26 protein-coding genes and 1 tRNA gene are annotated in these 24,228 nt (G+C 53.2%); 12 read left to right on the top strand and 15 right to left on the bottom strand.

The window, feature by feature from the left end:
- The first annotated feature begins 1 nt into the window (after position 1).
- Complete coding sequence (locus ACP3PW_RS15925; protein WP_426417727.1) at positions 2-439, top strand: PAS domain-containing protein; 438 nt, start codon at positions 2-4, stop codon at positions 437-439.
- Positions 440-457: 18 nt separating this feature from the next.
- Here the strand turns inward: ACP3PW_RS15925 and ACP3PW_RS15920 are convergent, their stop codons facing one another.
- The gene (locus ACP3PW_RS15920; RefSeq protein ID WP_426417726.1) at positions 458-1,108 is read right to left on the bottom strand and encodes an MBL fold metallo-hydrolase; all 651 of its coding nucleotides are present in this window, start codon (positions 1,106-1,108) and stop codon (positions 458-460) included.
- A gap of 225 nt (positions 1,109-1,333) precedes the next feature.
- Here ACP3PW_RS15920 and ald point away from each other — a divergent pair, with 225 nt between their 5' ends.
- Positions 1,334-2,449: an alanine dehydrogenase gene (ald, locus tag ACP3PW_RS15915; protein WP_426417725.1), complete on the top strand. Its 1,116-nt coding sequence runs from the start codon at positions 1,334-1,336 to the stop codon at positions 2,447-2,449.
- A gap of 425 nt (positions 2,450-2,874) precedes the next feature.
- On the opposite strand, the gene ACP3PW_RS15910 is transcribed toward ald, so the two are convergent.
- From ACP3PW_RS15910 to ACP3PW_RS15885, 6 genes are all read right to left on the bottom strand, one after another.
- Positions 2,875-3,186, bottom strand: a complete 312-nt coding sequence (locus tag ACP3PW_RS15910; RefSeq protein ID WP_426417724.1) for a hypothetical protein — start codon at positions 3,184-3,186, stop codon at positions 2,875-2,877.
- Positions 3,183-3,434 carry a sulfur carrier protein ThiS gene (gene thiS / locus ACP3PW_RS15905; protein ID WP_426417723.1) on the bottom strand — a complete coding sequence of 84 codons (252 nt, stop codon included), beginning with the start codon at positions 3,432-3,434 and terminating at the stop codon, positions 3,183-3,185. The genes ACP3PW_RS15910 and thiS overlap by 4 nt, the downstream gene beginning before the upstream one ends.
- Positions 3,435-3,440: 6 nt before the next feature.
- On the bottom strand, positions 3,441-4,724 hold the full coding sequence (locus ACP3PW_RS15900) for an NAD(P)/FAD-dependent oxidoreductase (RefSeq protein ID WP_426417722.1): 1,284 nt from the start codon (positions 4,722-4,724) through the stop codon (positions 3,441-3,443).
- 69 nt (positions 4,725-4,793) lie between these two features.
- The gene (locus ACP3PW_RS15895; protein ID WP_426417721.1) at positions 4,794-6,644 is read right to left on the bottom strand and encodes an aldehyde ferredoxin oxidoreductase family protein; all 1,851 of its coding nucleotides are present in this window, start codon (positions 6,642-6,644) and stop codon (positions 4,794-4,796) included.
- Positions 6,645-6,663: 19 nt separating this feature from the next.
- A complete protein-coding gene (locus ACP3PW_RS15890; protein WP_426417720.1) occupies positions 6,664-7,143 on the bottom strand; it encodes a 4Fe-4S dicluster domain-containing protein in 480 nt (159 codons plus the stop codon).
- Positions 7,144-7,512: 369 nt separating this feature from the next.
- Positions 7,513-7,603, bottom strand: a tRNA-Ser gene (locus ACP3PW_RS15885).
- A 284-nt stretch (positions 7,604-7,887) separates the two neighbouring features.
- Between ACP3PW_RS15885 and ACP3PW_RS15880 the strand changes: the two genes are divergently transcribed.
- The 6 genes from ACP3PW_RS15880 to ACP3PW_RS15855 all read left to right on the top strand — a co-directional run bounded on the left by ACP3PW_RS15880 (position 7,888) and on the right by ACP3PW_RS15855 (position 11,060).
- Positions 7,888-8,556, top strand: a complete 669-nt coding sequence (locus tag ACP3PW_RS15880; RefSeq protein ID WP_426417719.1) for a Bax inhibitor-1/YccA family protein — start codon at positions 7,888-7,890, stop codon at positions 8,554-8,556.
- A gap of 87 nt (positions 8,557-8,643) precedes the next feature.
- The gene (gene tusD / locus ACP3PW_RS15875) at positions 8,644-9,036 is read left to right on the top strand and encodes a sulfurtransferase complex subunit TusD (RefSeq protein WP_426417718.1); all 393 of its coding nucleotides are present in this window, start codon (positions 8,644-8,646) and stop codon (positions 9,034-9,036) included.
- A gap of 3 nt (positions 9,037-9,039) precedes the next feature.
- Positions 9,040-9,399 carry a sulfurtransferase complex subunit TusC gene (tusC, locus tag ACP3PW_RS15870; RefSeq protein ID WP_426417717.1) on the top strand — a complete coding sequence of 120 codons (360 nt, stop codon included), beginning with the start codon at positions 9,040-9,042 and terminating at the stop codon, positions 9,397-9,399.
- Positions 9,400-9,409: 10 nt separating this feature from the next.
- The gene (tusB, locus tag ACP3PW_RS15865) at positions 9,410-9,709 is read left to right on the top strand and encodes a sulfurtransferase complex subunit TusB (RefSeq protein WP_426417716.1); all 300 of its coding nucleotides are present in this window, start codon (positions 9,410-9,412) and stop codon (positions 9,707-9,709) included.
- A gap of 1 nt (position 9,710) precedes the next feature.
- Positions 9,711-10,046, top strand: a complete 336-nt coding sequence (locus ACP3PW_RS15860) for a TusE/DsrC/DsvC family sulfur relay protein (protein ID WP_426417715.1) — start codon at positions 9,711-9,713, stop codon at positions 10,044-10,046.
- 3 nt (positions 10,047-10,049) lie between these two features.
- A complete protein-coding gene (locus ACP3PW_RS15855; RefSeq protein WP_426417714.1) occupies positions 10,050-11,060 on the top strand; it encodes a glycosyl transferase family protein in 1,011 nt (336 codons plus the stop codon).
- 20 nt (positions 11,061-11,080) lie between these two features.
- Here ACP3PW_RS15855 and cysG read toward each other — a convergent pair whose 3' ends face one another.
- The 6 genes from cysG to ACP3PW_RS15825 all read right to left on the bottom strand — a co-directional run bounded on the left by cysG (position 11,081) and on the right by ACP3PW_RS15825 (position 18,509).
- On the bottom strand, positions 11,081-12,469 hold the full coding sequence (gene cysG, locus ACP3PW_RS15850) for a siroheme synthase CysG (protein ID WP_426417713.1): 1,389 nt from the start codon (positions 12,467-12,469) through the stop codon (positions 11,081-11,083).
- A 71-nt stretch (positions 12,470-12,540) separates the two neighbouring features.
- On the bottom strand, positions 12,541-13,818 hold the full coding sequence (gene serS, locus ACP3PW_RS15845) for a serine--tRNA ligase (RefSeq protein ID WP_426417712.1): 1,278 nt from the start codon (positions 13,816-13,818) through the stop codon (positions 12,541-12,543).
- Positions 13,819-13,836: 18 nt separating this feature from the next.
- Positions 13,837-14,220 carry a fluoride efflux transporter FluC gene (locus ACP3PW_RS15840; protein WP_426417711.1) on the bottom strand — a complete coding sequence of 128 codons (384 nt, stop codon included), beginning with the start codon at positions 14,218-14,220 and terminating at the stop codon, positions 13,837-13,839.
- A gap of 1 nt (position 14,221) precedes the next feature.
- The gene (locus ACP3PW_RS15835; RefSeq protein WP_426417710.1) at positions 14,222-15,550 is read right to left on the bottom strand and encodes a replication-associated recombination protein A; all 1,329 of its coding nucleotides are present in this window, start codon (positions 15,548-15,550) and stop codon (positions 14,222-14,224) included.
- On the bottom strand, positions 15,550-16,167 hold the full coding sequence (gene lolA, locus ACP3PW_RS15830) for an outer membrane lipoprotein chaperone LolA (protein WP_426417709.1): 618 nt from the start codon (positions 16,165-16,167) through the stop codon (positions 15,550-15,552). Before lolA ends, ACP3PW_RS15835 begins: the two co-directional genes overlap by 1 nt.
- A gap of 20 nt (positions 16,168-16,187) precedes the next feature.
- Positions 16,188-18,509 (bottom strand): DNA translocase FtsK, encoded by a 2,322-nt coding sequence (locus ACP3PW_RS15825; RefSeq protein ID WP_426417708.1) that lies wholly within the window; start codon positions 18,507-18,509, stop codon positions 16,188-16,190.
- A gap of 229 nt (positions 18,510-18,738) precedes the next feature.
- Between ACP3PW_RS15825 and trxB the strand changes: the two genes are divergently transcribed.
- The 4 genes from trxB (at position 18,739) to infA (ending at position 21,483) form a co-directional block, all read left to right on the top strand.
- A complete protein-coding gene (trxB, locus tag ACP3PW_RS15820) occupies positions 18,739-19,689 on the top strand; it encodes a thioredoxin-disulfide reductase (protein WP_426417707.1) in 951 nt (316 codons plus the stop codon).
- Between the two features lie 12 nt (positions 19,690-19,701).
- Entirely contained in the window at positions 19,702-20,427 is a 726-nt protein-coding gene (gene aat, locus ACP3PW_RS15815; RefSeq protein WP_426417706.1) for a leucyl/phenylalanyl-tRNA--protein transferase, read from the top strand.
- A 4-nt stretch (positions 20,428-20,431) separates the two neighbouring features.
- Positions 20,432-21,139, top strand: coding sequence for an arginyltransferase (locus tag ACP3PW_RS15810; protein ID WP_426417705.1), 708 nt, complete (start codon positions 20,432-20,434; stop codon positions 21,137-21,139).
- 125 nt (positions 21,140-21,264) lie between these two features.
- Entirely contained in the window at positions 21,265-21,483 is a 219-nt protein-coding gene (infA, locus tag ACP3PW_RS15805; protein WP_027706826.1) for a translation initiation factor IF-1, read from the top strand.
- 18 nt (positions 21,484-21,501) lie between these two features.
- Here the strand turns inward: infA and clpA are convergent, their stop codons facing one another.
- Both clpA and clpS read right to left on the bottom strand, forming a co-directional pair.
- Positions 21,502-23,763 carry an ATP-dependent Clp protease ATP-binding subunit ClpA gene (gene clpA, locus ACP3PW_RS15800; RefSeq protein ID WP_426417704.1) on the bottom strand — a complete coding sequence of 754 codons (2,262 nt, stop codon included), beginning with the start codon at positions 23,761-23,763 and terminating at the stop codon, positions 21,502-21,504.
- Between the two features lie 20 nt (positions 23,764-23,783).
- Positions 23,784-24,134, bottom strand: coding sequence for an ATP-dependent Clp protease adapter ClpS (gene clpS, locus ACP3PW_RS15795; RefSeq protein ID WP_426417703.1), 351 nt, complete (start codon positions 24,132-24,134; stop codon positions 23,784-23,786).
- Positions 24,135-24,228 lie beyond the last annotated feature (94 nt).

The following is a 24,228-nucleotide window of genomic DNA, read 5'->3' as shown; positions in this document are numbered from 1 at the left end:
TATGGAAAGCTCGCCCCTTGAGATCAACGATATTCACTGGTTAATGTCGATGATCCAGACGATTGATGTAGGGCTGGTTGTGCTGGACTCCGACTACCGGGTGCTCGCATGGAACACCTTTATGGAAAATCACAGCGGGAAAAGTCCAATTCAGGTTCGGGAAAAATCACTTTTTAGCATCTTTCCGGAACTTGACGAAGAGTGGTTCCGGCAAAAAACCAAACCCGTTTTCCTTTTGGGAAATCGGGCGTTTACCACCTGGCAGCAACGCCCCTACCTTTTCAAGTTCAACAACTACCACCCGATTACCGGTACCGTCGACTTTATGTACCAGAATACGACGATAACTCCGCTGGCCTCAGCCGACGGCAAGGTTGGACAGATATGCCTGACCATTTACGACATTACAGAGATGGTTTGTGCGGTCTCGCGCCCATAAACCGAGAATTTACGGGGGCTATTCAAACAAACCGTCACCAACAAAAGGGTTACTCCGGCGCTCTTTCCCAAACGTGGAGTTGGGACCGTGACCGGGCACGAAAGTCACCTCCTGCCCCAACGGCCACAAGCGCTCGCGAATACTGCGAATCAGGGTGTCATAGTCCCCCTTGGGGAAATCGGTACGACCGATCGAGCCCTGAAACAGAACATCACCGACCCAGGCCAACGACTGCTCTTTATGAAAAAAGATGATATGTCCTGGAGTATGGCCAGGAGCGTGTATGACCCGTAGCGTTTCATTGCCGACCTCCAGGTTATCACCCTCCTTCAGCCAGCGATCGGGAGAGAAACCTAAGGCGGGAGGGAAACCATACTGCTTACATATCTCGGGAAGCATTTGAATCCAAAACAGATCCTCCTCTCCCGGCCCTATTATCGGCACACCCGTGAGCCGCTTCAGCTCATCGGTACCCGCGATGTGATCAACGTGGCCATGGGTTAACAGGATCTGTTCAAGATCCAACCCCTCATCCTCAACCACCGCCATAATACGATCAAGATCTCCGCCAGGGTCAACGATCGCCGCTTTACGTGTTTGGCTGCACCAAATAACCGAGCAGTTTTGTTGGAAAGGGGTTACGGGTACTACTCGGTATTCAAGTGCCACTATTTCAGTTCCTAGGTTCGTTCTAGTTGCTGCCTATTATAGAGATCCCCATCAAACACTCCAATTAACTAATGAGCAACATCAATATACCAGTAATTCACTAATAATCACCACTAGACCGGAAAACTTAACTGCACTAATAGCAATAACACAATTTTTTACTCTTAAAAATACCCTAAACTAGTGCTTTACCAACAACAAAATCTTCATTTGAAGGAGAAAGCAATGCTAGTCGGCGTCCCTAAAGAAATTAAGAACCACGAGTACCGTATCGGCATGACCCCCGCCGGGGTTCGCGAGCTCACCCACCAGGGGCATCAAGTGCTGGTGCAACTCAACGGGGGCCTGGGCATAGGTCTAACTGACGAACAGTACGTGGCCGCAGGCGCTGAAATTGTCGATAGCGCGGAGGAGATATTCGCCCGTGCAGAGATGATTGTGAAGGTGAAAGAACCACAGGCCAATGAGTGCCGCATGCTGCGCCCCGGTCAAATCTTGTTCACCTATCTACACCTCGCTCCCGATCCCGAGCAGACCCGCCTACTCGTTGACTCAGGCGCTATCTGCATCGCCTACGAAACAGTGACCGATCGAAACGGTGCCCTGCCCCTGCTCGCTCCCATGAGCGAGGTTGCTGGTCGCATGTCAATTCAAGCGGGAGCCCACGCCCTTGAAAAGGCCCAAGGCGGCAACGGAACCCTGCTTGGCGGCGTCCCGGGTGTTGCACCTGCCAAAGTGACCGTTATTGGAGGTGGCGTTGTGGGTGTGAATGCCGCACGAATGGCGCTAGGTATGGGAGCTGATGTAACTATCCTGGATCGTTCACTGCCCCGCCTTAAGCAACTCGACGAGCTCTACGGCCCGGGCCTCAAGACCCTGTATTCAAACAGCGAAAACATCGCTACCTCTGTTGCCCAGTCTGATCTCGTTATCGGTGCTGTGCTGATTCCCGGGGCCGCAGCACCCCACCTGGTGACACGTGAAATGCTGGGCACAATGAAGACTGGCGCGGTTCTCGTGGACGTGGCTATCGATCAGGGTGGCTGCTTCGAAACCAGCCACGCCACAACCCATCAGGAACCAACCTATGAAGTTGATGGCATCGTCCATTATTGTGTCGCCAACATGCCTGGAGGCGTCGCCCGGACGTCCACCTTTGCGTTAACCAATGCGACCCTGCCCTTTGCCGTCTCTTTGGCAAACAAAGGGGTGGTAGCGGCGCTAAACGATGATCCTCACCTACGAGCGGGTCTCAACGTTTGCAAGGGCAAGGTGACCTACGAAGCAGTGGCGCGGGACCTGGGTTACGACTACGTTTCCGCCGAACAGGCACTGGTGTAGCGGTGACCAAACAAAGCCCCGATGCAGGATCCTCAGCATTGGGGCTTTTTCATATGCTGCCGCTCTTTCAGGCCATGAGCCGAATCTCGGTTAAAGGCCCGCCTCGATCAACGATTGCGTACAGCGATGTAGGATATATCCTACAGAGCATCAGGGGAAAGTAGCGATGTATCAACCTGCCAAACCCGTATACTGAACTCAAGCAATCGATAAGTTGACACGGATTAGGGATAGGGTCATCTGCCAGTGAAGGCACTTTTCGGTTGCTAGCCAGGATGGCGCAGGAAAGGAAATTGCTCAGATAAGGATGTCAGGAGCACAGTAGCAGGATGCTACAAAGGCAGGAAGCCGAGAGAAACCTCGTAACATTAAATCCGCTTAGTTGCGGATTTTTTGTGTCCGCTGTTTACCGCCACGACCTCCATTCAGCCCCCCCCTTTACGAAAATAGAGGTCAAAACAGTGTTTAAATTCAGCGAACTGCTCGCTGGTGGCGTCTAAAAACTCAATACGAACCTGCATAACGGGCAAGGAGATGGAGGCGATGCGCCTTGGGGGCAGCTGTTCCAGGTCGATACAAACCCTTAGTGAATCAGGACCTGTGAGATGATAGCGGTTCTGCTCGCGCTCTACAGCGAGAGTCAGGCGCTCCGCTAAGCGAGCCAACTGACGACGGAACTCGTCGGGAACAAGTGACATCTCCTTACTGATAACCCGGGGCTTCTCTAGCGCCGTCATCCTCCCGCCACTGCCGGCCATACCGCCAACGTATCACCCTCGCTCAAACGGTAGCTATCACGCTCACTTTCACATACGAAAACACCATTAACCACCACCAGATGGGCTTCTTTCAACGGCACAGCGTAGCGATCTAGCACCGAATGAATTGATTGCCCTGACTCCAGCTCCAACTCGACGGTATTGTGTCGGGCGCCCGGCGGGAGAAAACGTCCGAAAGACGCATACAGCTTTAGGGTTATCTGCATTATTCGCTACCGCACCAATGTGGCGTCTGACTGGGAAACCGCAAGGTACGCCTCCATTATCCGATTAGGATCCTTCAAAAGAAGCTCTTTGAACCTACCGAGAGAGTATTCACCCTCTATCAGACCTCGCAAAGCTCCCTGATGGTCACGATGACCCACTATAGTCGCGCCTATTAATCGATCACCGGAAAACTGTAAGCACTGATACCGGAACCGTTTGGGGTCATAGCGCTCAACACTATCTCCGCCCGCAACCCCTTGCCAGATCCCAATCGAGCAGGAGAGTAACCCCAAAGTATCCAATACGTTCATAATCAGTGACCCACGATGGGCAACAGATTCAGGTTTAATCATGTTAAGCGCTGCCAAACGGCCATGCTCCACCGCGGTCGGCTGAATCGCTTGCACCATAGGCTTACCGGTAGAACGATCCAGGGCCTGGGCCACATCCCCTGCAGCATACAGGTCCGGGGCACTCGTGCGCATATATCGATCAACCAGGATACCGTGCTGGATATCAATTTGACCCGAGCGCACAAAATCCAAATTGGGTTTTACCCCCGCAGCGGCAATCACAAGACCCGCTTCCAAGGTTTCACCCGAGCTTAACTCAACCGCAACGCGATCAATGGAGATCGATTTAACACTAAGAATATCGGTGGAGGTCAGCACCTTGACACCCTTAGACTCACACCATGACTTGAGGAGCCCTCCCGCCTTCTCCCCCATCATTCGAGGAACCATCCGGTCCTGATGTTCGACCACGGTAAGCTCTACTCCCCTAAGCGCCAGGGCCTCCAGAATAATAGAGCCAATAAAACCGGCCCCCATTAGCACGACTGGCGTTCCCTGCTTTGTCAGTCTCGCGACCTCACGGGCATCTTCCAGGGTCCAGCAACTCTGCACCAGGGGCAAATCAATACCCTCGATGGCCGGCCTTACAGGAAGTGATCCACTGGCGATCAGGCAACGGTCATAATCGATGGTACTGCCACTGGACAGGGTAACCTGTCGAGATCCTGCATCGATTCCGGTGACGTTATCATGAAGTATATCGATGCGCTGGGTCCGGTAATAATCAGAACGTTGACGCAAGTGTGTGCCCCGCTCCTCTATCTTGTTGGTCAGTAGATAGGGGATCGCCATCCGGGAATAGGGCTCGGAGTGCTCGGAGCTGATCAGGGTAATCCTATCGTCTGCCGAGTGTTGCCGTAGGGTTTCGGCGGCGGCCACTCCCGCCGCCCCGGCTCCGATAATCAGGTGATGCATGACATTCAACTCCAGTTCCATGCCTGAAAAGAGTACCCTCACCGGTTCTGCTTCGGGAGCAAAACCGGTGAGGAGCGAGTCACTACCTGGTTACAGCCCCAGCCTCTGGTAGGTTTCCTTGCTGGGCACTCCGTCATCACCCCAACCACGAATCTCGTAGTATTGCGGCAACATATCACCCAATTTGGCAACCATACCCTTTGCAGGCCCGGTCTTGGCGGCTTCGGTTAGCAAACGTTTGGGCAGCGAATCATCGGCTCCAGTTAAGCCCGCCGCCAGATTAAAGCGGCGCTCCATGTTCCAGATGCGCTCCCCCGTCTCAGCCAATCGCTCTACGGTCCACTCCCCCTCGCAGGCTGCATCAATCTGCGGCGCAATGTTATCAAGGGTCCAGGCAAAGGTAGCGAAGACGCACAATCCGGAGGAGTCTACCGCAGCGGTTGCATCCTGAAACGCCTTGACCAATTCAGGCTTTCCTTCGGTCGCCAACGGATCGGTTTTCTCGGGAATACCGAGCACTTCTGAGGAGACGGTGTAACCTCGTAAATGGCAAGCTCCCCGGTTTGAGGTGGCGTAGGCCAAACCCATACCCTGAATACCGCGCGGGTCGTAAGCTGGAAACTCCTGCCCTTTAACGGTCATGGAAAGGTCAGGGCGGCCGTATTTTTCGCACAACCGCTTGGACCCCATCGCCAACTCTTTACCAAACCCTTCACCGGCTGCGGTCAACTCAACCGCCTTAACCAATACTTCCGCCGAGCCAAACCGCAACTCCAGCCCACCGGTATCTTCAAGGGTCAGATCACCGGCTTCGAACATCTCCATTGCGGCAGCCAGAGTAGCGCCGAAAGAGATTGGGTCGATGCCATCTTCATTACAGATAGCGTTCGCATAGGTCACCGCGTCAAGATCATCAATCCCGGTATCGGACCCCATCGACCACGCATTCTCATACTCCAGACCACCGGTATTACCCCAGTACTGAGGCTTGTTTTTGATTGAGAAGTGAGTTTGGTCAATGGTTGATATTCGCCCACAGGCAATTGTGCAGGCAAAGCAGCCGGCATTGCGGGTCAGGTTTGGCTTGCCATCGCTTTCCCGTGGTTCATGCATCGCTTCACCGGAAATCTTGTGTGCACTCTCAAACTGGACATCGCGGGCGTTGCGGGTTGGCTGTGCACCCACCTCATTAATCACGTTCATCAACACCTGGGTACCGTAAGTGGGCAACCCTACCCCGGTGACGGGGTTATCGGCCAGAACCTGTTTTTGAATCGCGATCTCTTTCATAAATCGCTGAGGATCCTTAATCCCGGAAACACCAAGGGAACCTCGCACCACCACCGCCTTGAGATTCTTGGAGGCCATAACAGTGCCTACCCCGGAGCGGCCCGCCGCACGATGCAGATCGTTAACAATCGCCGAATAAAGGCAGCCGTTTTCCGCAGAACGTCCAACCGCAGCTATTCGCACCCTTGGGTCCTGATGCCGCTGGCGGATTTTCTCATCGGTCTCCCAAACGGAGGTACCCCACAAATCCGAAGCGTCTAAAAGCTCCGCGTTTTGGTTTTCAATATTCAGATAGACCGGCTTGTCAGAGCGCCCTTCAAATATCACCATATCCCAGCCAGCATTTCGCAACTCGGCACCGATAAAACCACCAGAGTTCGAACATGCGACCGCTCCGGTCAAAGGGCTTTTGGTGACCACAGCATATCGGCCACCGGTGGCGGCCATGGTCCCGGTTAAAGGCCCATTAACCATAATCAGCTTATTTTCGGGTGATAGCGCATCCACCTGAGGATCGACCTCTTCACAAAGGTAACGAGTTCCCAGCCCTCTTTGTCCCAGGTATTTTTGAGCCCACTCCATATTAAGCGGCTCAGCAACTGCTGTTCCATTGGTAAGATTTACACGCAGAACTTTTTGTGACCATGACATAGTTGTCTCTCCTCTGCGATCAGGCGCTTTGGCCAGCGGTTGGATTATTTGCCGAAGCGGACTGTCTCATGCGTTCCATCCCCGTCAAAGCGGCGTCAATAAATGTGATCGCATCAGTGGGGCAAGCTTCAGCACACTTAGGCGCGCCATCGCATAGGTCGCATTTTGCGACTTTCCCCGTCTCGGGAACGTAGTTGATGGTGCCGAAAGGACAGGCGATGGTGCAGACCTTGCAACCAACGCAGATATCGTCATAAACAAGCTTGGCGCCCAGTTCAAGATCGGTACGTATTGCATCTACCGGGCATGCTTTCATGCACCAGGCTTCGCTACATTGTGTACAGGTATAGGGCACGAAACGCCCTTCGTGATGAAATTCAAACACCTGGATTCGTGAGCGAGACGGGTTAAACACCCCCTCTTTTTCAAACGAACAGGCCATTTCACATTGACGACACCCTGTGCATTTCCCAGGGTCGATACTGAGGGATTTCAGCATTGCGCACTCCTTATGCTTATTATAAGTGCAACTCCTGCCACTGCAGAACTCCGAAAGAAGTTGCCCATCGGTCGGCTAAACAGAGAATCAGTATAGCAATAGCACTGGAATTTATAAGGGTAATTTTCGGCGACTTATCACAAAGCATGAACGCGGACATCAAAACCAGCCCGGGCGCCCTCAAACAGACTCCGGCGTCAAGGAAAACAGGGGTATACAGGCTATCGTGGCCACGACTTCAGCCGGCACAGAATCGCCTTTGTTTGGTGCAGAATTAGTGCAGAGATACGATAAATAGCGCGGGGGATGTCACTTTGGTAACCAGTAGAAACAACAACGCCCCGAAAACGGGGCGTTGTTGTTTAAATGTGGCGGTGAGCCAGGGATTCGAACCCCGGGTAGGCTACTAACCTACGGCGGTTTTCAAGACCGCTGCATTCAACCACTCTGCCAGCTCACCTAAAGCAATCTCGCCGCCACAAGCACCGGCTTCGAGATGGCGCAAATCTTACCCGAATTACGCACTGTGTCAACGGCGAATCGCTTGATTCCATTGATTAATCCCACCTTATCAGGAACTATCCGTTTGGAGACGACTCAAAACGCTTAAACCCTGAACTGTTAGGAATCCGCAAGCGGTCGTTTTCATCATAATAGAGCGGTATCTACTTGATTTACAAAGGGCTGCCGGTATGATGAACATTGGATTCAACTCTCAATTAGCATGCATGGAGAAACAGGCGAATGAATGAGCAAGTAACGGCGATTGCCCGCTCGGAGGAGCAGGTACTTCAAACCAACAAGGTGATCCGCAACACCTATATGTTGCTATCTATGACCCTGGTCTTCAGCGCTTTAACCAGCACTGTTGCCGTCCTGATGAACGCTCCTGCCGTCCACTGGATTCTATCCCTTGTAATCATGATTGGCTTGCTGTTTGCTGTCAGCAAAGCCCGTAATAGCGTGTGGGCACTGCCTCTGGTGTTTTTGTTCACCGGATATATGGGTTATCAGCTCGGCCCCATTATTTCCATGTACCTGTCCCTGCCCAACGGTGGCAACATCGTCACTTCAGCCTTGGGTATGACCGGACTGATATTCTTTGCGCTGTCCGGCTATGCGCTAACAACCCGCAAAGACTTCAGTTTTATGCGTGGATTCCTTTTTGTCGGCCTGCTGGTACTGATCGCGGCGATACTGGTTGGGATGTTTTTCTCGATTAGCGGCATGCAGCTGGCGATATCCGTGATGGCGGTTTTGCTGTTTTCCGGTTTTATTCTTTATGACACCAGCAACATCATTCACGGTGGTGAAACCAACTATGTGATGGCGACCGTGGCGCTATACCTGAGCATCTACAATCTCTTTATTCACCTTCTGCATTTGGTTGGTGTATTCGGCGGTGACGATTAACCCTCAACCGGCTTTGCAAAGGCCCCGACAATATCGGGGCCTTTTGCTTTTTACGATACTCCCTCTTTCGCAGCCCCGGAGTAATGGATGAATTACACCATTGCCATCTACGGCGCTCCTTACACGAGTCAGGCTTGCTACAGCGCATTGAGCTTTTGTCATGCCCTGATCGCACGCGGCCACGTGATTAGCCGTCTCTTTTTCTACCAGGATGGGGTACACGTTGGCTCCAGCCTCGCCGTACCACCCCAGGATGAAATTAATCTTCCGGCGCAGTGGCAGGCGTTTATTGATACTCATAAGCTAGACGCCGTTGTGTGTGTCGCTGCGGCTTTGCGGCGAGGACTACTCAACCATGAAGAGCAACAACGTTACGAAAAAAGCTGCGCCAACCTTTCCAACGCAACAACTTTGTCGGGGCTGGGCCAGCTTATTGAGGGCGCCGTCAATAGCGACCGCCTGATCACCTTCGGGGCCTGAAGCATGACAAAATCCCTCTGCGTTCTTACCAGCAAACCTCCCTACGGAAGCCTCGCAGCCAAGGAAGCCCTGGATACCGCACTCATCGGCGCAGCTTTTGACCTCGATGTATCCCTCCTATTCGACGGTGACGGTGTCTATCAACTACTGGACCTGCAAAATCCCCGGGCGCCGGGACAAAAAAAGTTTTCAGCGGCCTTACCAGCATTGGAACTTTACGGTATCGAGCGCCTGCTGGTATGTAACGATAGTCTTAAAGCACGAGGCCTAGACCCCCAACAACTTTGCGTTAGGGTCGAATGCCTATCCCGCGAAGAGTTGGCTGGTCATCTCAACGATACTGATATCGTTCTTGGATTCTAGGAAGGAGCCTATGCTGCATATTGTCAACAAACCAGACTCGGGCTCCGACGCGCTGCGACGCTGCCTAAATCTGGCGCTCCCCGACGCCTCACTCCTATTGATCGAGGATGGCGTTTTTAATGTGCTACCCGGCTCCTCCGGATTCCAGTTGCTGTGCGAGCAGCCCTCCACACTAAGGATTTATGCCTTACAGGAAGACCTGCGCGCCCGGGGACTCAGTGAGTTGCTTCCTGAACAGGTTACACCGGTCGACTACGATGGCTTCGTTGTTCTGACCGAACAACACACTAAATCTCTCAGCTGGGGCTGATATGCGATACATCCAAGCTGGCAACCTGTCTATAGAGCTGGATGGCGAGGGGTATCTCAAACACCTCAAGGACTGGTCTCCGGAGGTAGCTGTCGAGCTCGCACGGCTAGACGATATTACTCTGGAGCAGGCTCACTGGGAGGTCATTAACAGCCTCAGGGCCTTCTACGACGAATACCAACTTTCTCCCGCAATGCGGCCGCTGGTTAAGCATATAAGCCGCACTTTAGGCAGCGAAAAAGGTAACAGTATCTACCTGCTACAACTGTTCCCCGGGAGTCCTGCAAAATTGGCCTCGCGGATCGCGGGCTTACCCAAACCAACCAATTGCATATAGTCCATGACCCAGATAACCACCCCACAGCTCACCGAGCACCCTTTTGCACCCTATCTCAGGATTCTTGGCAAAGGCCCCAAGGGGTCACGCTCCTTCACCCAGGAGGAAGCTCAAGCCGCAATGGGTATGGTTCTGCGCGGTGAATTCGAGCTCGTTCAGCTCGGCGCGTTTCTGTTACTACTGCGCGTAAAAAGCGAAAGTTCCGAAGAGCTGGCGGGATTTGCCCATGCTGTTCGCGATTATATCCAGTTACCTGACGAACCCATTGCCGTGGATCTGGACTGGTCTTCATACGCAGGAAAACGCCGCCAACTGCCCTGGTTTATTCTCAGTGTGCTGCTGTTAAATGATCATGGTGTTCGAGTTTTCATGCACGGTACCGAAGGGCACACCTCAGGCCGCATCTACACCCGAAAGGTTCTCGAGGAGCTGGGGTTTCCCGTGTGCTGCTCGTGGAAGCAGGTGCGAGGCGCAATTTCCGAGCAGCGTTTCGCCTATATGCCACTGAAGACGCTCTGCCCCGAACTACAAGCTATTATCGATCTTCGCAATACTCTCGGTGTCCGCTCCCCCGTGCACTCCCTGGTACGACTACTCAACCCACTTGACGCACCCCATGTTATCCAGAGCATCTTTCACCCAGCCTACCAGCCAGTGCACCAACTTGCCGGCAAGCTGCTCGGCTATGAAAATATTTCGGTCATTAAAGGCGACGGCGGAGAGATCGAGCGCAATCCTGACAACCCTTTACAGGTAAGGGCCGTCCTTGGAGAGGATCTTGTGGAGGAGGAGTGGCCGGCGCTATTTAAACGGCGTCATCTAAAACCTGAGAGCCTAGAACTCAGCAACCTGACCGGCCTATGGCGCGGAACCACTCAAGACGAATACGGCCACTCGGCGGTCATCAGTACCGCGGCGATAGCGCTTAAGCAGATGGGAAAAGCCCAATCCCAGCATCAAGCTCTCGAGCTGGCGTCGGAGTTATGGCAACAACGGGATAAATCCCGCCTTTAAGTGCAGATCTGCTTGCCAAATCAGGCATCCCCCTGCCACCCCAATTTCTCGCGTAGCGAAACGACTTCACCCACGATAATCAGGGTAGGTGCCTTTACTTCCTGGCGGGCGATAATGTCGGCGATGGTAGCCAAAGTGCCGGTAAAAACACGCTGATTTCGGGTAGTGCCCTGTTGAATCAACGCGATCGGGGTGTCCGGGCCGCGGCCATGCTCAATCAACTTCCGGCAGATCGTCGGCAGCCCTATCAGCCCCATATAAAACACGACCGTTTGCCCTTTGTGCACCAGCTCATCCCAGGGCAATTTGCAGGTGCCATCCTTTAAGTGCCCGGTAATAAATCGTACCGACTGGGCATAATCCCGGTGCGTCAACGGAATGCCCGCATAGCACGAACAGCCCGTTGCCGCAGTAATACCTGGCACTACCTGAAAAGGGATTCCATTCTCGGCAAGCTTGTCGATCTCCTCTCCGCCACGACCGAAAACAAAGGGGTCGCCCCCTTTGAGGCGCAACACACGGTGCCCCTCCCGTGCCAGCCTGACCAACAGATCGTTGATCTCCTCCTGGGGCAAGGTGTGCCGGGAGCGCGCTTTGCCGACATTAATACGCTCTGCATCTCGGCGAGTCATATCAAGCACCGCTTCTGACACCAACCGGTCGTACAGTACAACGTCGGCCTGCTGCATCAAGCGCAGCGCACGAAAGGTTAATAGATCGGGATCCCCCGGTCCTCCCCCTACCAGATAAACTTCGCCGACCGGCAGTTCGTCGCTAGATCGGGCTTCGATGAGTTGCGCCAGACGCTCCCCGGCCTCCGCCTCCTTACCAGAGAAAACCAGCTCCGCAACATCCCCCTGAAGAACCGACTCCCAAAATCCGCGGCGCTGGTTGATACTGGAAAAACGAGCCTTTACCGCATCACGGAACCCTCCAACCAGTTCAGCCAAGCGACCATAGGCTGCTGGAATTGTCGACTCCAACCGAGACCTCAGCAGGCGTGCAAGCACAGGTGATTTTCCTCCGCTGGAGACGGCTACAACAATCGGAGAGCGATCAATAATCGCAGGCAAAATAAAACTGCACAATGATGGATTATCAACCACGTTAACGGGGATATTATTGGATTTAGCCTGTTCAGAGACCGCACTATTTACCCGATAGTTATTGGTCGCCGCAATAACCAGCACTTTACCCTCAAGCTGCTCGGGAGCGTAACTGCCCTGTACGATCTCTACTCTTGAATCCTCAGCAAGCGCACGAACACCCGCGCCTACTTCCTGCGCAACGATTAAGATATGCGCGCCAGCCTTAAGTAATAGTGACGCTTTACGGCAGGCTACCTCCCCACCGCCGATAACCAGGCACGGCTTGTCTTTTAGATCAAAGTAGAGCGGCAAGAAATCCATAAAAACCCAGTGACTCGCTATCAATAAAAACAATGGTAATAAACAAGAACCGGGGCATGCGCCCCGGATTATTAGATTTTGGTAACTCCACCCATATAGGGGAGAAGTACCTCGGGCACCTGAATGCGCCCTCGCTCGTCCTGATAGTTCTCAATGATCGCTACCATGGTACGCCCGACAGCAAGGCCCGAACCATTAAGCGTATGAACCAGCTCCGGCTTGCCCGTTTCCGGATTCCGCCACCGGGCCATCATGCGGCGAGACTGAAAGTCCGTCATATTGCTGCATGAGGAAATTTCACGATACTTTTGCTGGCCGGGAAGCCAAACCTCGATATCATAGGTTTTAGCAGAGGAAAAGCCGAGATCACCTCCGCAGAGTGTTACCACTCGGTAGGGAAGGTTCAGCTTTTTCAGAATTGATTCGGCGTGACCTGTGAGTTTTTCCAGCGTGTCCCAGGAGTCTTCTGGGCGAACCACATGCACCATTTCAACCTTGTCAAACTGGTGCTGGCGAATCATTCCCCGAACGTCCCGACCATAACTACCTGCCTCACTTCGAAAGCAGGGAGAGTGGCATACGTAGCTCAGCGGCATATCAGCACCTTCGACGATGCTGTCCCGCACAACATTGGTGACCGGCACCTCTGCTGTAGGGATCAGGTAAAGATCGTGCTGATCCTCGCGCTCTATTTTGAACAGATCTTTTTCAAACTTGGGTAGCTGTCCGGTTCCCCGAAGAGAGTCGGCATTGACCAGGTAAGGCACATAGATCTCTTCATACCCATGCTCCTCAATATGGGTATTGATCATAAACTGGGTGATGGCCCGGTGCAGGCGAGCGAGCTTGCCCTTTATGACTGCAAAGCGCGCGCCGGAAAGTTTCGCTGCCGTCTCGAAATCAAGCTCTCCATTGAGCTCTCCCAAAGCGACATGATCTTTGGGTTCGAAATCAAACTCTCTCGGAGTGCCCCAACGCCGATTCTCAACGTTGTCATCTTCCGTCGTGCCAGCAGGCACAGAGGGGTCCGGTATATTGGGAACCTGCAAAAGAATATCATTGAGCTCATGCTGAACCTGGTTCAGCAGATCCTCGGATACCTTTAACTCCTCTCCGAGCCGATCCATCTCTGCTTTAAGAGGAGCAATGTCTTCACCCGCAGCCTTAAGCTGGCCGAATCGCTTCGAGCCAACCTTGCGTTCATTTTGCAGCTCCTGGGTCTTGACCTGAATCTCTTTACGGCGCCCTTCGAGGGCCTGAATACGGCTGACATCGAGCTTGAACTGCTTTACCAACAGTTTCTCGGCGATCTCTTCAGTGCTCCCTCGCACCAGTTTTGCGTCTAACATTGGTTACCTTACAAACAATTAGCTGATTAATTTTTCAACGACAAAAAATCCTGCCAGCGTCGCCATAAGGCAAAATACCACGCTAGCGACAATGTACCCCATCGCGATCCCCACCTCTCCATTCTGGATCATCCGCAGCGCGTCCAGGGAGAAGGTAGAAAACGTAGTGAAAGCACCCAGAAACCCACTGATCAGGCCGTTTTTCCACACCGGTGGCAATTGTAGCCTTTCTACCAGCGTAAAATAAGCGATTCCGATTAAAAAGGAACCCGCTACATTAACGATCAGCGTGGGCATTGGAAATAGCTTCGAACCGGTCAAACCGTAGAGGTGATAGACCATAAAACGCGCAACCGCACCGACCGCCCCCCCAGCGCCTACAAATAGCAGTTGTTGCCACATTTCAGCCTCCCCCCCGCTGACGATCACTGCGTTGATCAAGCTCTCGCAGAAACTTCAACTTTTCACCGATTTTCCGCTCTAGCCCCCTGTCAGTAGGCTCGTAATAACGCTGATTGCCAATAGACTCGGGCAGGTAACGCTCACCCGCTGCATACCCATTCTCCTCATCATGGGCATAGCGATACTCTGCACCATATCCCAGCTCTTTCATCAACGAGGTTGGTACATTGCGCAGATGCGGGGGAACCTCTTCACTGGCTCCTGCTCCCACCTGCGCACAGGCGGCTTTGAACGCCGTGTATACGGCGTTACTTTTGGGCGCGCAGGCGCAATAAACCGCAGCCTGGGCAATCGCTCGATTACCCTCAGCCGGACCCAGGCGCTCGAACGCATCCCACGCATTCAGTGCGACCTGCATCGCTCGGGGATCCGCATTCCCAATATCTTCTGAGGCGATCGCCAACAGGCGGCGGGCAACGTAAAGGGGGTCCCCTCCTCCATCGAGCATCCGAGCAAACCAGTAGAGAGCTCCGTCGGGTGAAGATCCACGTACTGATTTATGAAATGCAGATATCTGATCGTAAAACTGGTCTCCTCCCTTGTCGAAGCGCCGCACCGATTCTCCCAACACCTCGGCGATCGCCTCCCGAGTAACCGGGCTGCCGTCATCTATCAGGTCAGACGCGATCTCCAAAAGGTTCAACAAGCGTCTGGCATCCCCATCGCAGGCACCACATAACAGGTCAAGCACATCATCAGCAATGGAAAGATCTCGCCCCCCCAAGCCACGCTCAACGTCACTTAACGCGGCACGAGCCACCGCGTGCAGACTGGCAACGGGTAACGACTTCAGTAGATATACTCGAGCCCGTGATAGCAGTGCATTATTGAGTTCAAAGGAGGGATTTTCAGTGGTAGCGCCGATAAAGATCAGGGTGCCATCCTCTACGTAGGGAAGAAAAGCATCCTGCTGCGCCTTATTGAAGCGGTGCACCTCGTCGACAAACAAAATGGTTTTTTGTTGCCCCCTGCACTGCTGGGCGCGCTCAACGACTGCTCGTATCTCTTTAACCCCGGATAGCACCGCAGACACCACCTCGAAACGGGCGTCGACGTAGGAGGAGATCAGTCGCGCCAAGGTTGTCTTACCCACACCGGGCGGCCCCCATAGCACCATCGAATGAATCGCACCCCGCTCCAAAGCCGAACGCAGCGGGCGCCCCTCGGCCAATAGGTGATCCTGGCCGAGGTACTCTTCGAGGGAGCGAGGCCGTAATCGGTCCGCCAGTGGCCGATAGCCCTCCTCTGCAAAAAGTCCCGGGGTGTGCATCAACGTAGGTCTTCGATGATATCGGTGCCTTCGGGGACACTCATTTCAAACAACTCTGGGGGCACTGGCATATTTATCTCTACCGAGGAGAAATCGATACGAGTGCTGGAACCAAAGGAGTCCACGAGTTGCATCGCCCCTATTTGGTCATTAACGAACTCCAGCTCCAGACTCTCAAAAAGGGAGTCCGGCGCACGGGGAACCAGCTTAAAGCGCAGCACTTCACCCTCTCGCTGCACCGCTTTAACCTCAAAATCCCGCTCTATTGCTTGCCGGTCGCCACTAAGAATCAACGCCGGGGTCGTCCCTGCACGTGGGTCCAGCGCTTGAATCGTCAACTGCTCCAGATCCGGGTCGTAGATAGATACACGCTGACCATCTGAAATCACTAACTGCGGGAACGGAGCTGCGACTTGCCAACGAAAACGTTCCGGACGCTCTACTACCAACTGTCCACTGGATTGCTGAACCCGCGCCCCACTAGCGTCCATGGTCAACTGCTCAAACTGGGCGTTGATACTGCGAGCCTTGGATAACATGCGGTTTAGCTCATCAACATCGCTAGCCTGTACCGTTCCCAAGCAAAGGCTCGACAACAAGATCATAAACAGACGCATAAGAGTTATAGATTCCTTGGTTAATCTCGGGGAGCTGGTGGTGCCAACACTTCACGCCCACCATTGCTGCCCATAGAGCTGACTACACCTGCCATTTCCATACTTTCAATTAAACGAGCAGCACGATTGTAGCCAATTTTGAATTTACGCTGCACCGATGAGATTGATGCCCGCCGTGTTTCGGTAATAAAAGCAACCGCCTGGTCATAAAGCGCATCGGATTCTTCGCCGTCGTCTCCCCCACCACCGAGGCCCATGTCGCTGCCACTGGCACCACTAAGTATCTCATCAATGAAATCAGGTTCGCCACGTTTCTTCCAGTCATCCACAACGCGGTGAACCTCATCATCAGAGACAAAAGCACCATGAACCCGAACAGGCACACCACTCCCTGGCGGCAGATACAGCATATCTCCGTGGCCCAGCAACTGCTCAGCCCCGCCTTGGTCGAGGATGGTGCGTGAATCGATTTTAGAAGAGACCTGAAACGCAATGCGCGTGGGTACGTTTGCTTTAATAAGCCCGGTAATAACATCTACCGACGGACGCTGGGTAGCTAATATCAGGTGGATACCGGCCGCTCGCGCTTTCTGGGCAATTCGGGCAATCAGCTCTTCCACTTTCTTGCCGACCACCATAATCATATCGGCAAACTCATCGACCACGACCACAATAAAGGGCAGGGTTTCAAGCGTTGGCGCGACGTCACTCTCCCCTATCGGATCATACAAAGGATCAGGCAACGGCTCCCCAGCCTTTTCAGCATCTTTTACCTTACGGTTGTAGCCCGCAATATTACGCACCCCCATCGCGGCCATGAGCTTGTACCGACGCTCCATTTCGGCAACGCACCAACGCAAGGCATTAGCGGCGTCCTTCATATCGGTGACCACAGGCGTCAGCAGATGGGGAATGCCGTCGTAAATGGAGAGTTCCAGCATCTTTGGGTCGACCATAATCAGCCGAACCTCTTCGGGAGAGGCCTTAAGCAAAATGCTCAGTATCATCGCATTTACCCCAACCGATTTACCGGAGCCGGTAGTGCCTGCGACGAGCAAATGGGGCATCTTGGCAAGATTCACCACCACAGGGGCACCACCGATATCATGCCCCAGGGCGAGGCCTACGGGGGACACGGTTTCATCGAATACCGGAGAACCTACCACCTCGGAAAAATAGACCGTATTGCGATCTTCGTTGGGAATCTCGATTCCAACCACGGATTTACCCGGAATCACTTCGACAACTCGAACGCTGATAACTGCCAAAGACCTTGCCAGGTCCTTGGCAAGGTTAGTGATTTTACTGACCTTTACACCCGCGGCGGGTTGAATTTCAAAACGGGTAACAACCGGTCCCGGATGCACCGCGACGACCTCTGCAATCACACCGAAGTCTTTCAGCTTGAGCTCAAGCAGCTTGGACATCCCCTCCAGTGATTCTGCAGAATACCCATGAACAGCGCTTTTGTCCGCATCGTCAAGCAGGGACAGCGGTGGCAGAGCGCCCTTGACAGGCTCATCAAACAGGCTCGCCTGGCGCTCTTTGACAACCCGTTTACTGGACTCAAGCTTTTTCACTGGCGCCGCTATTTTTACCGGTTCACGGGCCTTCTGCCGCTTAACTTCCTGGGCAATGACCACTTTACGTTCCTGTTTAACTTTTTGGATTTCGCGGCTTTCACGGCGCTCCACAAAATCCGCTTTCCAGCGCCGCAAGCGCAACATCAGCGCGCTGAGCAGGTTTAGTGTGATGGTGCCGGTACGATCCATCAACTTCAGCCAAGAGAGATCGGTGAATACCGTCACCCCAACCAAAAAGCAGCTTACCAAGACCAGGGTCAGGCCCGGCCGCCCCAAACTATCGAGGGAACCGTTGGCTATGATGCCTCCAAGAATCCCCCCCGCTGTTTCAGGTAGCAGCGAGCTATCAACTGAAATATGAAGCGTTGCCAGCGCTGCTCCTGACACCAGCGTGGCGATAAGACCTGCCAGCCGCAGCCCTGCAAGCGTAGGCCTCCAACGGGAGGCGTGGTGGCGTCCGCGAAATAGCTGCCAACACTTGCCCCCAAGAATTAAAGGAAACAGGTAGGCAAAATATCCGAACAGTGACAACAGCAGGTCTGAAAACCAGGCTCCGCTTCTCCCTGCAGCATTGCGAACCTCACCGTGGCTTACCGCGCTCGACCAACCGGGGTCAGCACCATGATAGGTGGTTAAAGCCATCAACATGTAGACGCAAAGCGCCAACAGAAGAATCAAACCTCCCTCGCGTAAACGAAGAGAGAATTGCTGCTTCAACGTGGTGGTTGATGCAGGCTTTGCCGCTTTGGAGTCTTTCAAATCCGCTTCCTTTGATGTCCCTACAAAAAAACCGTCGCAAGCATCGACTACGACTCAGGCACCATTGTACTCATTTGCTCTACCAGCGACCATAACCAACGGTATTTAAACGACTTTTCTAAAGAAACTGTGGACCATTCGATAACCGATTGAACCCCTTCACCAGCTTCCGTATTATTACCGCCCTACAGCATGATTCAGCTTTCAGCCTCTATTACAGGATACCCTCATGAGCGACACCCAACATGCCCGCCTGATTATTCTCGGTGCCGGCCCGGCCGGTTATACCGCAGCAGTCTATGCCGCCCGCGCCAACCTCAACCCGGTACTGATCACCGGCATGCAACCGGGTGGACAGCTCACGACTACCACCGAGGTGGACAACTGGCCATCGGGCGCCGAAGGGCTACAGGGTCCCGAGCTGATGGAACGCATGCGTGAACACGCTGAACGCTTTGAGACCTCGATTGTATACGACCACATCAATGAAGCGGACCTGCGTCAACGCCCCTTCCGCCTGAAGGGGGACAGCGGGGAATACAGCTGCGACGCGCTAATCATCGCGACCGGCGCTACCGCCCAATACCTGGGACTCCCCTCGGAAGAAGCCTTTATGGGCAAAGGCGTGAGCGCCTGCGCCACATGTGATGGATTCTTTTACAAAAAACAGAAGGTAGCCGTTGTTGGCGGCGGCAACACCGCTGTGGAAGAGGCGCTTTACCTTGCCAACATCGCATCCGAGGTCACTCTCATCCATCGCCGAGACAAGCTGCGCTGTGAAAAAATTCTGCAGGACAAGCTCTTCGAGAAGGCCGCAAATGGAAATGTCACACTGGAGTGGAACCAAACACTCGATGAGGTGCTCGGTGATGAGACCGGAGTAACTGGCGCCAGGATCAAAAACGCACAGACCGGGGAGACCAAAGAGCTGGACGTTGCCGGTGTCTTTATTGCGATAGGTCACAAACCCAACACTGACCTGTTTGAAGGCCAACTTGAGATGAAAGATGGATTCCTGAAGGTAAACAGTGGCACCGAAGGCAATGCGACCCAGACCAGTATTAGCGGGGTATTCGCCGCAGGTGATGTTGCAGATCATATCTATCGGCAGGCGATCACCTCCGCGGGTACCGGCTGCATGGCTGCACTCGACGCCGAGCGTTTCCTGGACGAAGAGTAACCGTCCTGTACGATGCCACGTCTGCCATGGCTCGATGAAAAACAGGTCATCTTTCCGCCGATCGATACGGCCCTCAGTGAGCCTAACGGCTTGCTGGCGGCGGGAGGAAACCTGCATCCCCAAACGATCCTGAGCGCCTACAGACAAGGGATTTTCCCCTGGTTTAGCCCGGGAGAACCTATCCTGTGGTGGTCTCCTAGTCCACGCTGCGTGCTACTCCCTTCAAAGATTCATATCTCAAAATCGCTCCAAAAAGTGCTACGACAAAAGCGCTTTAAAATAACCGTGGATCGCGCATTTCCCGCCGTCATGAAACATTGCGCAGCCTCCAGAAATTATACCGACCAGACCTGGATAACGCCTGAAATGTACGACGCCTACTGCAATCTGCACACTCTGGGCCACGCTCACTCGATCGAGTGCTGGCAGCAAGGTGAACTGGTTGGTGGGCTATATGGCATCGCTATAGGCAAAGTCTTTTTTGGTGAGTCGATGTTTAGCCTGGTAAGCAATGCATCGAAGATCGCCTTGGTCCACCTCTGCGCACAGTTGGAGCGGTGGCAGTTTCAACTGATCGACTGCCAGGTAGAGAGCCCCCACCTCAGATCTCTGGGTGCGAGCTCCATGGGACGCGAAGAGTTTCACGAGCAACTCAATAAATTTGCCAATCCCTATCCTACAGGCGCAGAATCAGAGCGACCCACCCTCTGGAAACTGGACGGGGATTACAACGGATAGTGGCATGTCGAACCTGAAAGAACTGCGTTTCTATACTACCCCATCACACGACTGCAGCTACCTGGACGAGCGGCAGGCGACAACTCTTTTTCTAGATCCAGAAGTCACCGTTGACCACGCACTTTACAGCCAGCTTTCAAACTTTGGATTTCGCCGCAGCGGAAAACACCTTTATCGACCCCACTGCGGCGATTGTAACGCCTGTATACCCATCCGCATCCGGGCCGATCGCGCGACACCAACCAAAAGTCAGAAACGGATCCTGAAGCGGAACGCGCACCTTAGTTGCCAACGCCATCCCGCCCGCTACGATGAAAGCCACTATCAACTCTACCAGCGCTATATCAATAGCCGCCACGGGGATGGGGACATGGCACCCCCAACCCCATCTCAGTACGAATCCTTCCTCACCAGCAGTTGGGAATTTTGCCACCTCTACGAATTCCACGATGGGGACACGCTGGTCGCGGTATCGGTAACGGACCAGCTTGAGGATGGACTGTCCGCAATCTACACCTTCTTTGACCCGGACCTCGCTAAAAGCAGCCTTGGTAGTTACTGCATCCTCAAACAACTCGAACTATGCCGTCAGCTCAATATGCCCTACCTGTACCTTGGATACTGGATAAAACAGTGCAAAAAAATGAGTTACAAGGGTAAATATCGCCCACTGGAACTACTGCTCGACAACCAGTGGATGGAGCTTCGCTAAAACCATCAAAGGTTCCGCCGCAATCCTTTGATTTCAAGTATTAATTAGGGCATCATACGCGCCTGATTTTAATGCAGACTGTACCAAGGTTCAGTTCTGAATCACCAGTTTGAGGAAGATGCCGAATGGCAAAAGAAGATTCAATTGAGATGGAAGGTACTGTTATCGACACCCTTCCAAACACTATGTTCCGGGTAGAACTGGAAAATGGTCATGTCGTTACTGCGCACATTTCAGGCAAGATGCGCAAAAACTATATCCGCATCCTGACCGGCGATAAGGTACGAGTAGAACTCACCCCTTACGACCTGTCGAAAGGCCGCATCACCTACCGGGCACGTTAAACGGTATTAAAGCCGCTGCTACGCAGCGGCTTCGGCCTTAATCGCCAACTCCCCACCCTTGATTGTCACGTAAGCCGTTCCGCCGGACACGGACAACTCACCAAACAATATCTCCTCCGCCAAGGGTCGCTTAATGCTATCCTGGATGAGTCGCGCCATCGGTCGTGCGCCCATTAACTTGTCGTAACCCTGCGCAGCGAGCCAGCTACGCGCCTCCTCATCGACATCAAGCATGACTTTCTTGTCATCCAACTGCGCCTGCAACTCTGTCAGGAATTTATCAACAACCCGCTTGATACTCTCGACAGAGAGCGCACCGAACTGAATAATGCTATCCAGCCGATTCCGAAACTCTGGAGTAAAGAGCTTTTTAATCGCCTCCATACCATCGGAAGTATGATCCTGCACGCTAAAGCCGATGGAGCTGCGCGCTATGGTTTCCGCCCCCGCGTTGGTTGTCATGATGATAATGACATTGCGGAAATCGGCCTTACGACCATTATTGTCGGTCAGAGTGCCGTGATCCATCACCTGCAACAACAGGTTGAACACCTCCGGATGGGCCTTTTCGATCTCATCGAAAAGCAACACGCAGTGGGGGCTCTTATTGATAGCCTCTGTTAACAAGCCGCCCTGGTCAAAACCAACATAACCCGGTGGAGCCCCGATCAGCCTCGATACGGTGTGGCGCTCCATATACTCAGACATATCGAAACGAATCAACTCAATGCCCAACCCCTCTGCAAGTTGGCGGCTAACCTCGGTTTTACCCACCCCGGTAGGACCAGAAAACAGAAAAGATCCCACAGGTTTTTGCGGGGACTTAAGGCCTGCTCTCGAGAGCTTAATCGCTGTGGCCAAAGAGCCGATGGCCTCATCCTGGCCAAACACGACCAGCTTGAGATTGCGCTCTAACGTCTCCAAAACCTCCTTATCGGAGGAGGACACACTCTTTGGCGGAATCCTGGCGATCTTGGCAATAATCGCCTCTACCTCTCCAACCCCAATCGATTTGCGACGGCGTTTTTCGGGTTGCAACCTTTGGTAAGCACCCGCCTCATCGATCACATCTATCGCCTTATCGGGCATGTGACGATCATTGATATAGCGATCGGCCAGCTCGGCGGCGGCTTCTAACGCCGCTTTCTTATACTTGATCTGGTGATGCTCCTCAAAACGGCTCTTCAACCCCTTCAGAATCTCAACCGTGTCGGCAACCGAAGGCTCATTGATATCAACCTTCTGAAAACGCCTGGCGAGCGCGCGATCCTTTTCAAAGATGCCACGAAATTCCTGAAAGGTGGTAGAGCCAATGCAGCGAATATTACCGCTGGTAAGTAAAGGCTTCAGCAGATTAGAAGCATCCATCACCCCGCCCGATGCAGCTCCTGCTCCGATAATGGTGTGGATCTCGTCAATAAAAAGAATGGCGTGTTCACGTTTAGCCAGTTCCGCCAGCAACTGCTTGAAACGCTTTTCGAAATCCCCGCGATACTTGGTTCCCGCTAACAGGGCGCCCAGATCAAGCGAGTAAACCGTTGCTTGAGACAGGATATCAGGGACCTCACCGTCCACTATTCTTTTGGCTAGTCCTTCCGCAACTGCGGTTTTACCAACTCCGGCTTCACCCACCAACAGAGGATTATTCTTGCGGCGGCGAATCAGGATCTGGGACACCCGCTCGAGCTCCAGATCACGCCCTACCAAGGGATCAATTTTACCCCTTTGAGCCAACTCGTTCAGATTTGAGGCGAAACTTTCCAGAGGATTGGTAGCGCCCTCCTGGGTCGACTCCTCCTCAACGCTTTCATGATGATCTGCATCGCCGTGATCGTGGGTGCCCTCCACGCGAGATATGCCGTGCGCAATATAATTGACCACGTCGATACGTGCAATGCTTTGTTGTTTAAGGAAATATACCGCCTGACTCTCCTGCTCACTAAAGATCGCAACCAACACGTTGGCCCCGGTAACCTCTCGCTTACCAGAACTCTGAACATGGAAAACAGCTCGCTGCAGCACCCTTTGAAAACCGAGAGTAGGCTGTGTTTCCCGCTCATCCTCGCTATTGGGGATCAGTGGCGTTGTCGAATCGACAAACTCGGTGAGATCGCGTCGCAATCTCTCCATATCGGCACCACAAGCATTGAGCACACTCAGCGCTGCCTGGTTGTCCAGCAACGCCAGTAAAAGATGCTCTACGGTCATGAATTCATGCCGCTTCATTCGTGCGTCTTTGAACGCTAAGTTGAGGGTTATTTCCAACTCTTTATTCAGCATTTGTCAGGCTTCCTGAGTAATTATTCCCGTTCGATCTTACATTGCAGCGGATGCTCACACTCCCTAGAGTATTGATTCACTTGTTCCGCTTTAGTTTCCGCGATATCTCGCGTAAAGATTCCACAGACTCCCTTACCCTGAGTATGAACCGACAGCATCACGTGGGTCGCCTTCTCCCGGTTCATGTTAAAAAAGAGCTCCAGCACCTCTACCACAAAATCCATCGGCGTATAATCGTCATTCAAAAGCACTACACGATACATCGGCGGTGGTTTCAGTTTCGGCTTAGTTGGCGCAACAACTACGTGACCATCGCCCTCCTGACCATCTTCACTACCTAATGTTAGACGAACATCAAAAACTTTACCCATTGCGTTTTTCCCGCAAAAAACAGTTAAAAGTGGATCAATCCGCCATAATACAGCGACTCAGTTGGCATTGGCAGCCCCTCTCCTTGACAGAATC

It is taken from the genome of Aestuariirhabdus sp. LZHN29, from assembly GCF_049985285.1.
Taxonomy (GTDB): domain Bacteria; phylum Pseudomonadota; class Gammaproteobacteria; order Pseudomonadales; family Aestuariirhabdaceae; genus Aestuariirhabdus.
Note: the sequence above shows the minus strand (reverse complement) of the source record. Positions and strands in the feature narration are given on the sequence as shown.

Bases quoted from the DNA above. Each gene is read 5' to 3' on its own strand.
- ACP3PW_RS15810 (WP_426417705.1), top strand. From the start codon at position 20,432: ATGTCGAACCTGAAAGAACTGCGTTTCTATACTACCCCATCACACGAC.
- tusB (WP_426417716.1), top strand. From the start codon at position 9,410: ATGCTGCATATTGTCAACAAACCAGACTCGGGCTCCGACGCGCTGCGA.
- cysG (WP_426417713.1), bottom strand. From the start codon at position 12,469: ATGGATTTCTTGCCGCTCTACTTTGATCTAAAAGACAAGCCGTGCCTG.
- ald (WP_426417725.1), top strand. From the start codon at position 1,334: ATGCTAGTCGGCGTCCCTAAAGAAATTAAGAACCACGAGTACCGTATC.
- thiS (WP_426417723.1), bottom strand. From the start codon at position 3,434: ATGCAGATAACCCTAAAGCTGTATGCGTCTTTCGGACGTTTTCTCCCG.
- tusD (WP_426417718.1), top strand. From the start codon at position 8,644: ATGAATTACACCATTGCCATCTACGGCGCTCCTTACACGAGTCAGGCT.
- ACP3PW_RS15855 (WP_426417714.1), top strand. From the start codon at position 10,050: ATGACCCAGATAACCACCCCACAGCTCACCGAGCACCCTTTTGCACCC.
- ACP3PW_RS15925 (WP_426417727.1), top strand. From the start codon at position 2: ATGGAAAGCTCGCCCCTTGAGATCAACGATATTCACTGGTTAATGTCG.
- tusC (WP_426417717.1), top strand. From the start codon at position 9,040: ATGACAAAATCCCTCTGCGTTCTTACCAGCAAACCTCCCTACGGAAGC.
- ACP3PW_RS15895 (WP_426417721.1), bottom strand. From the start codon at position 6,644: ATGTCATGGTCACAAAAAGTTCTGCGTGTAAATCTTACCAATGGAACA.
- ACP3PW_RS15900 (WP_426417722.1), bottom strand. From the start codon at position 4,724: ATGGAACTGGAGTTGAATGTCATGCATCACCTGATTATCGGAGCCGGG.
- clpA (WP_426417704.1), bottom strand. From the start codon at position 23,763: ATGCTGAATAAAGAGTTGGAAATAACCCTCAACTTAGCGTTCAAAGAC.
- ACP3PW_RS15890 (WP_426417720.1), bottom strand. From the start codon at position 7,143: ATGCTGAAATCCCTCAGTATCGACCCTGGGAAATGCACAGGGTGTCGT.
- clpS (WP_426417703.1), bottom strand. From the start codon at position 24,134: ATGGGTAAAGTTTTTGATGTTCGTCTAACATTAGGTAGTGAAGATGGT.
- ACP3PW_RS15860 (WP_426417715.1), top strand. From the start codon at position 9,711: ATGCGATACATCCAAGCTGGCAACCTGTCTATAGAGCTGGATGGCGAG.
- trxB (WP_426417707.1), top strand. From the start codon at position 18,739: ATGAGCGACACCCAACATGCCCGCCTGATTATTCTCGGTGCCGGCCCG.
- aat (WP_426417706.1), top strand. From the start codon at position 19,702: ATGCCACGTCTGCCATGGCTCGATGAAAAACAGGTCATCTTTCCGCCG.
- infA (WP_027706826.1), top strand. From the start codon at position 21,265: ATGGCAAAAGAAGATTCAATTGAGATGGAAGGTACTGTTATCGACACC.
- ACP3PW_RS15880 (WP_426417719.1), top strand. From the start codon at position 7,888: ATGAATGAGCAAGTAACGGCGATTGCCCGCTCGGAGGAGCAGGTACTT.
- serS (WP_426417712.1), bottom strand. From the start codon at position 13,818: ATGTTAGACGCAAAACTGGTGCGAGGGAGCACTGAAGAGATCGCCGAG.
- lolA (WP_426417709.1), bottom strand. From the start codon at position 16,167: ATGCGTCTGTTTATGATCTTGTTGTCGAGCCTTTGCTTGGGAACGGTA.
- ACP3PW_RS15840 (WP_426417711.1), bottom strand. From the start codon at position 14,220: ATGTGGCAACAACTGCTATTTGTAGGCGCTGGGGGGGCGGTCGGTGCG.
- ACP3PW_RS15835 (WP_426417710.1), bottom strand. From the start codon at position 15,550: ATGCACACCCCGGGACTTTTTGCAGAGGAGGGCTATCGGCCACTGGCG.
- ACP3PW_RS15910 (WP_426417724.1), bottom strand. From the start codon at position 3,186: ATGACGGCGCTAGAGAAGCCCCGGGTTATCAGTAAGGAGATGTCACTT.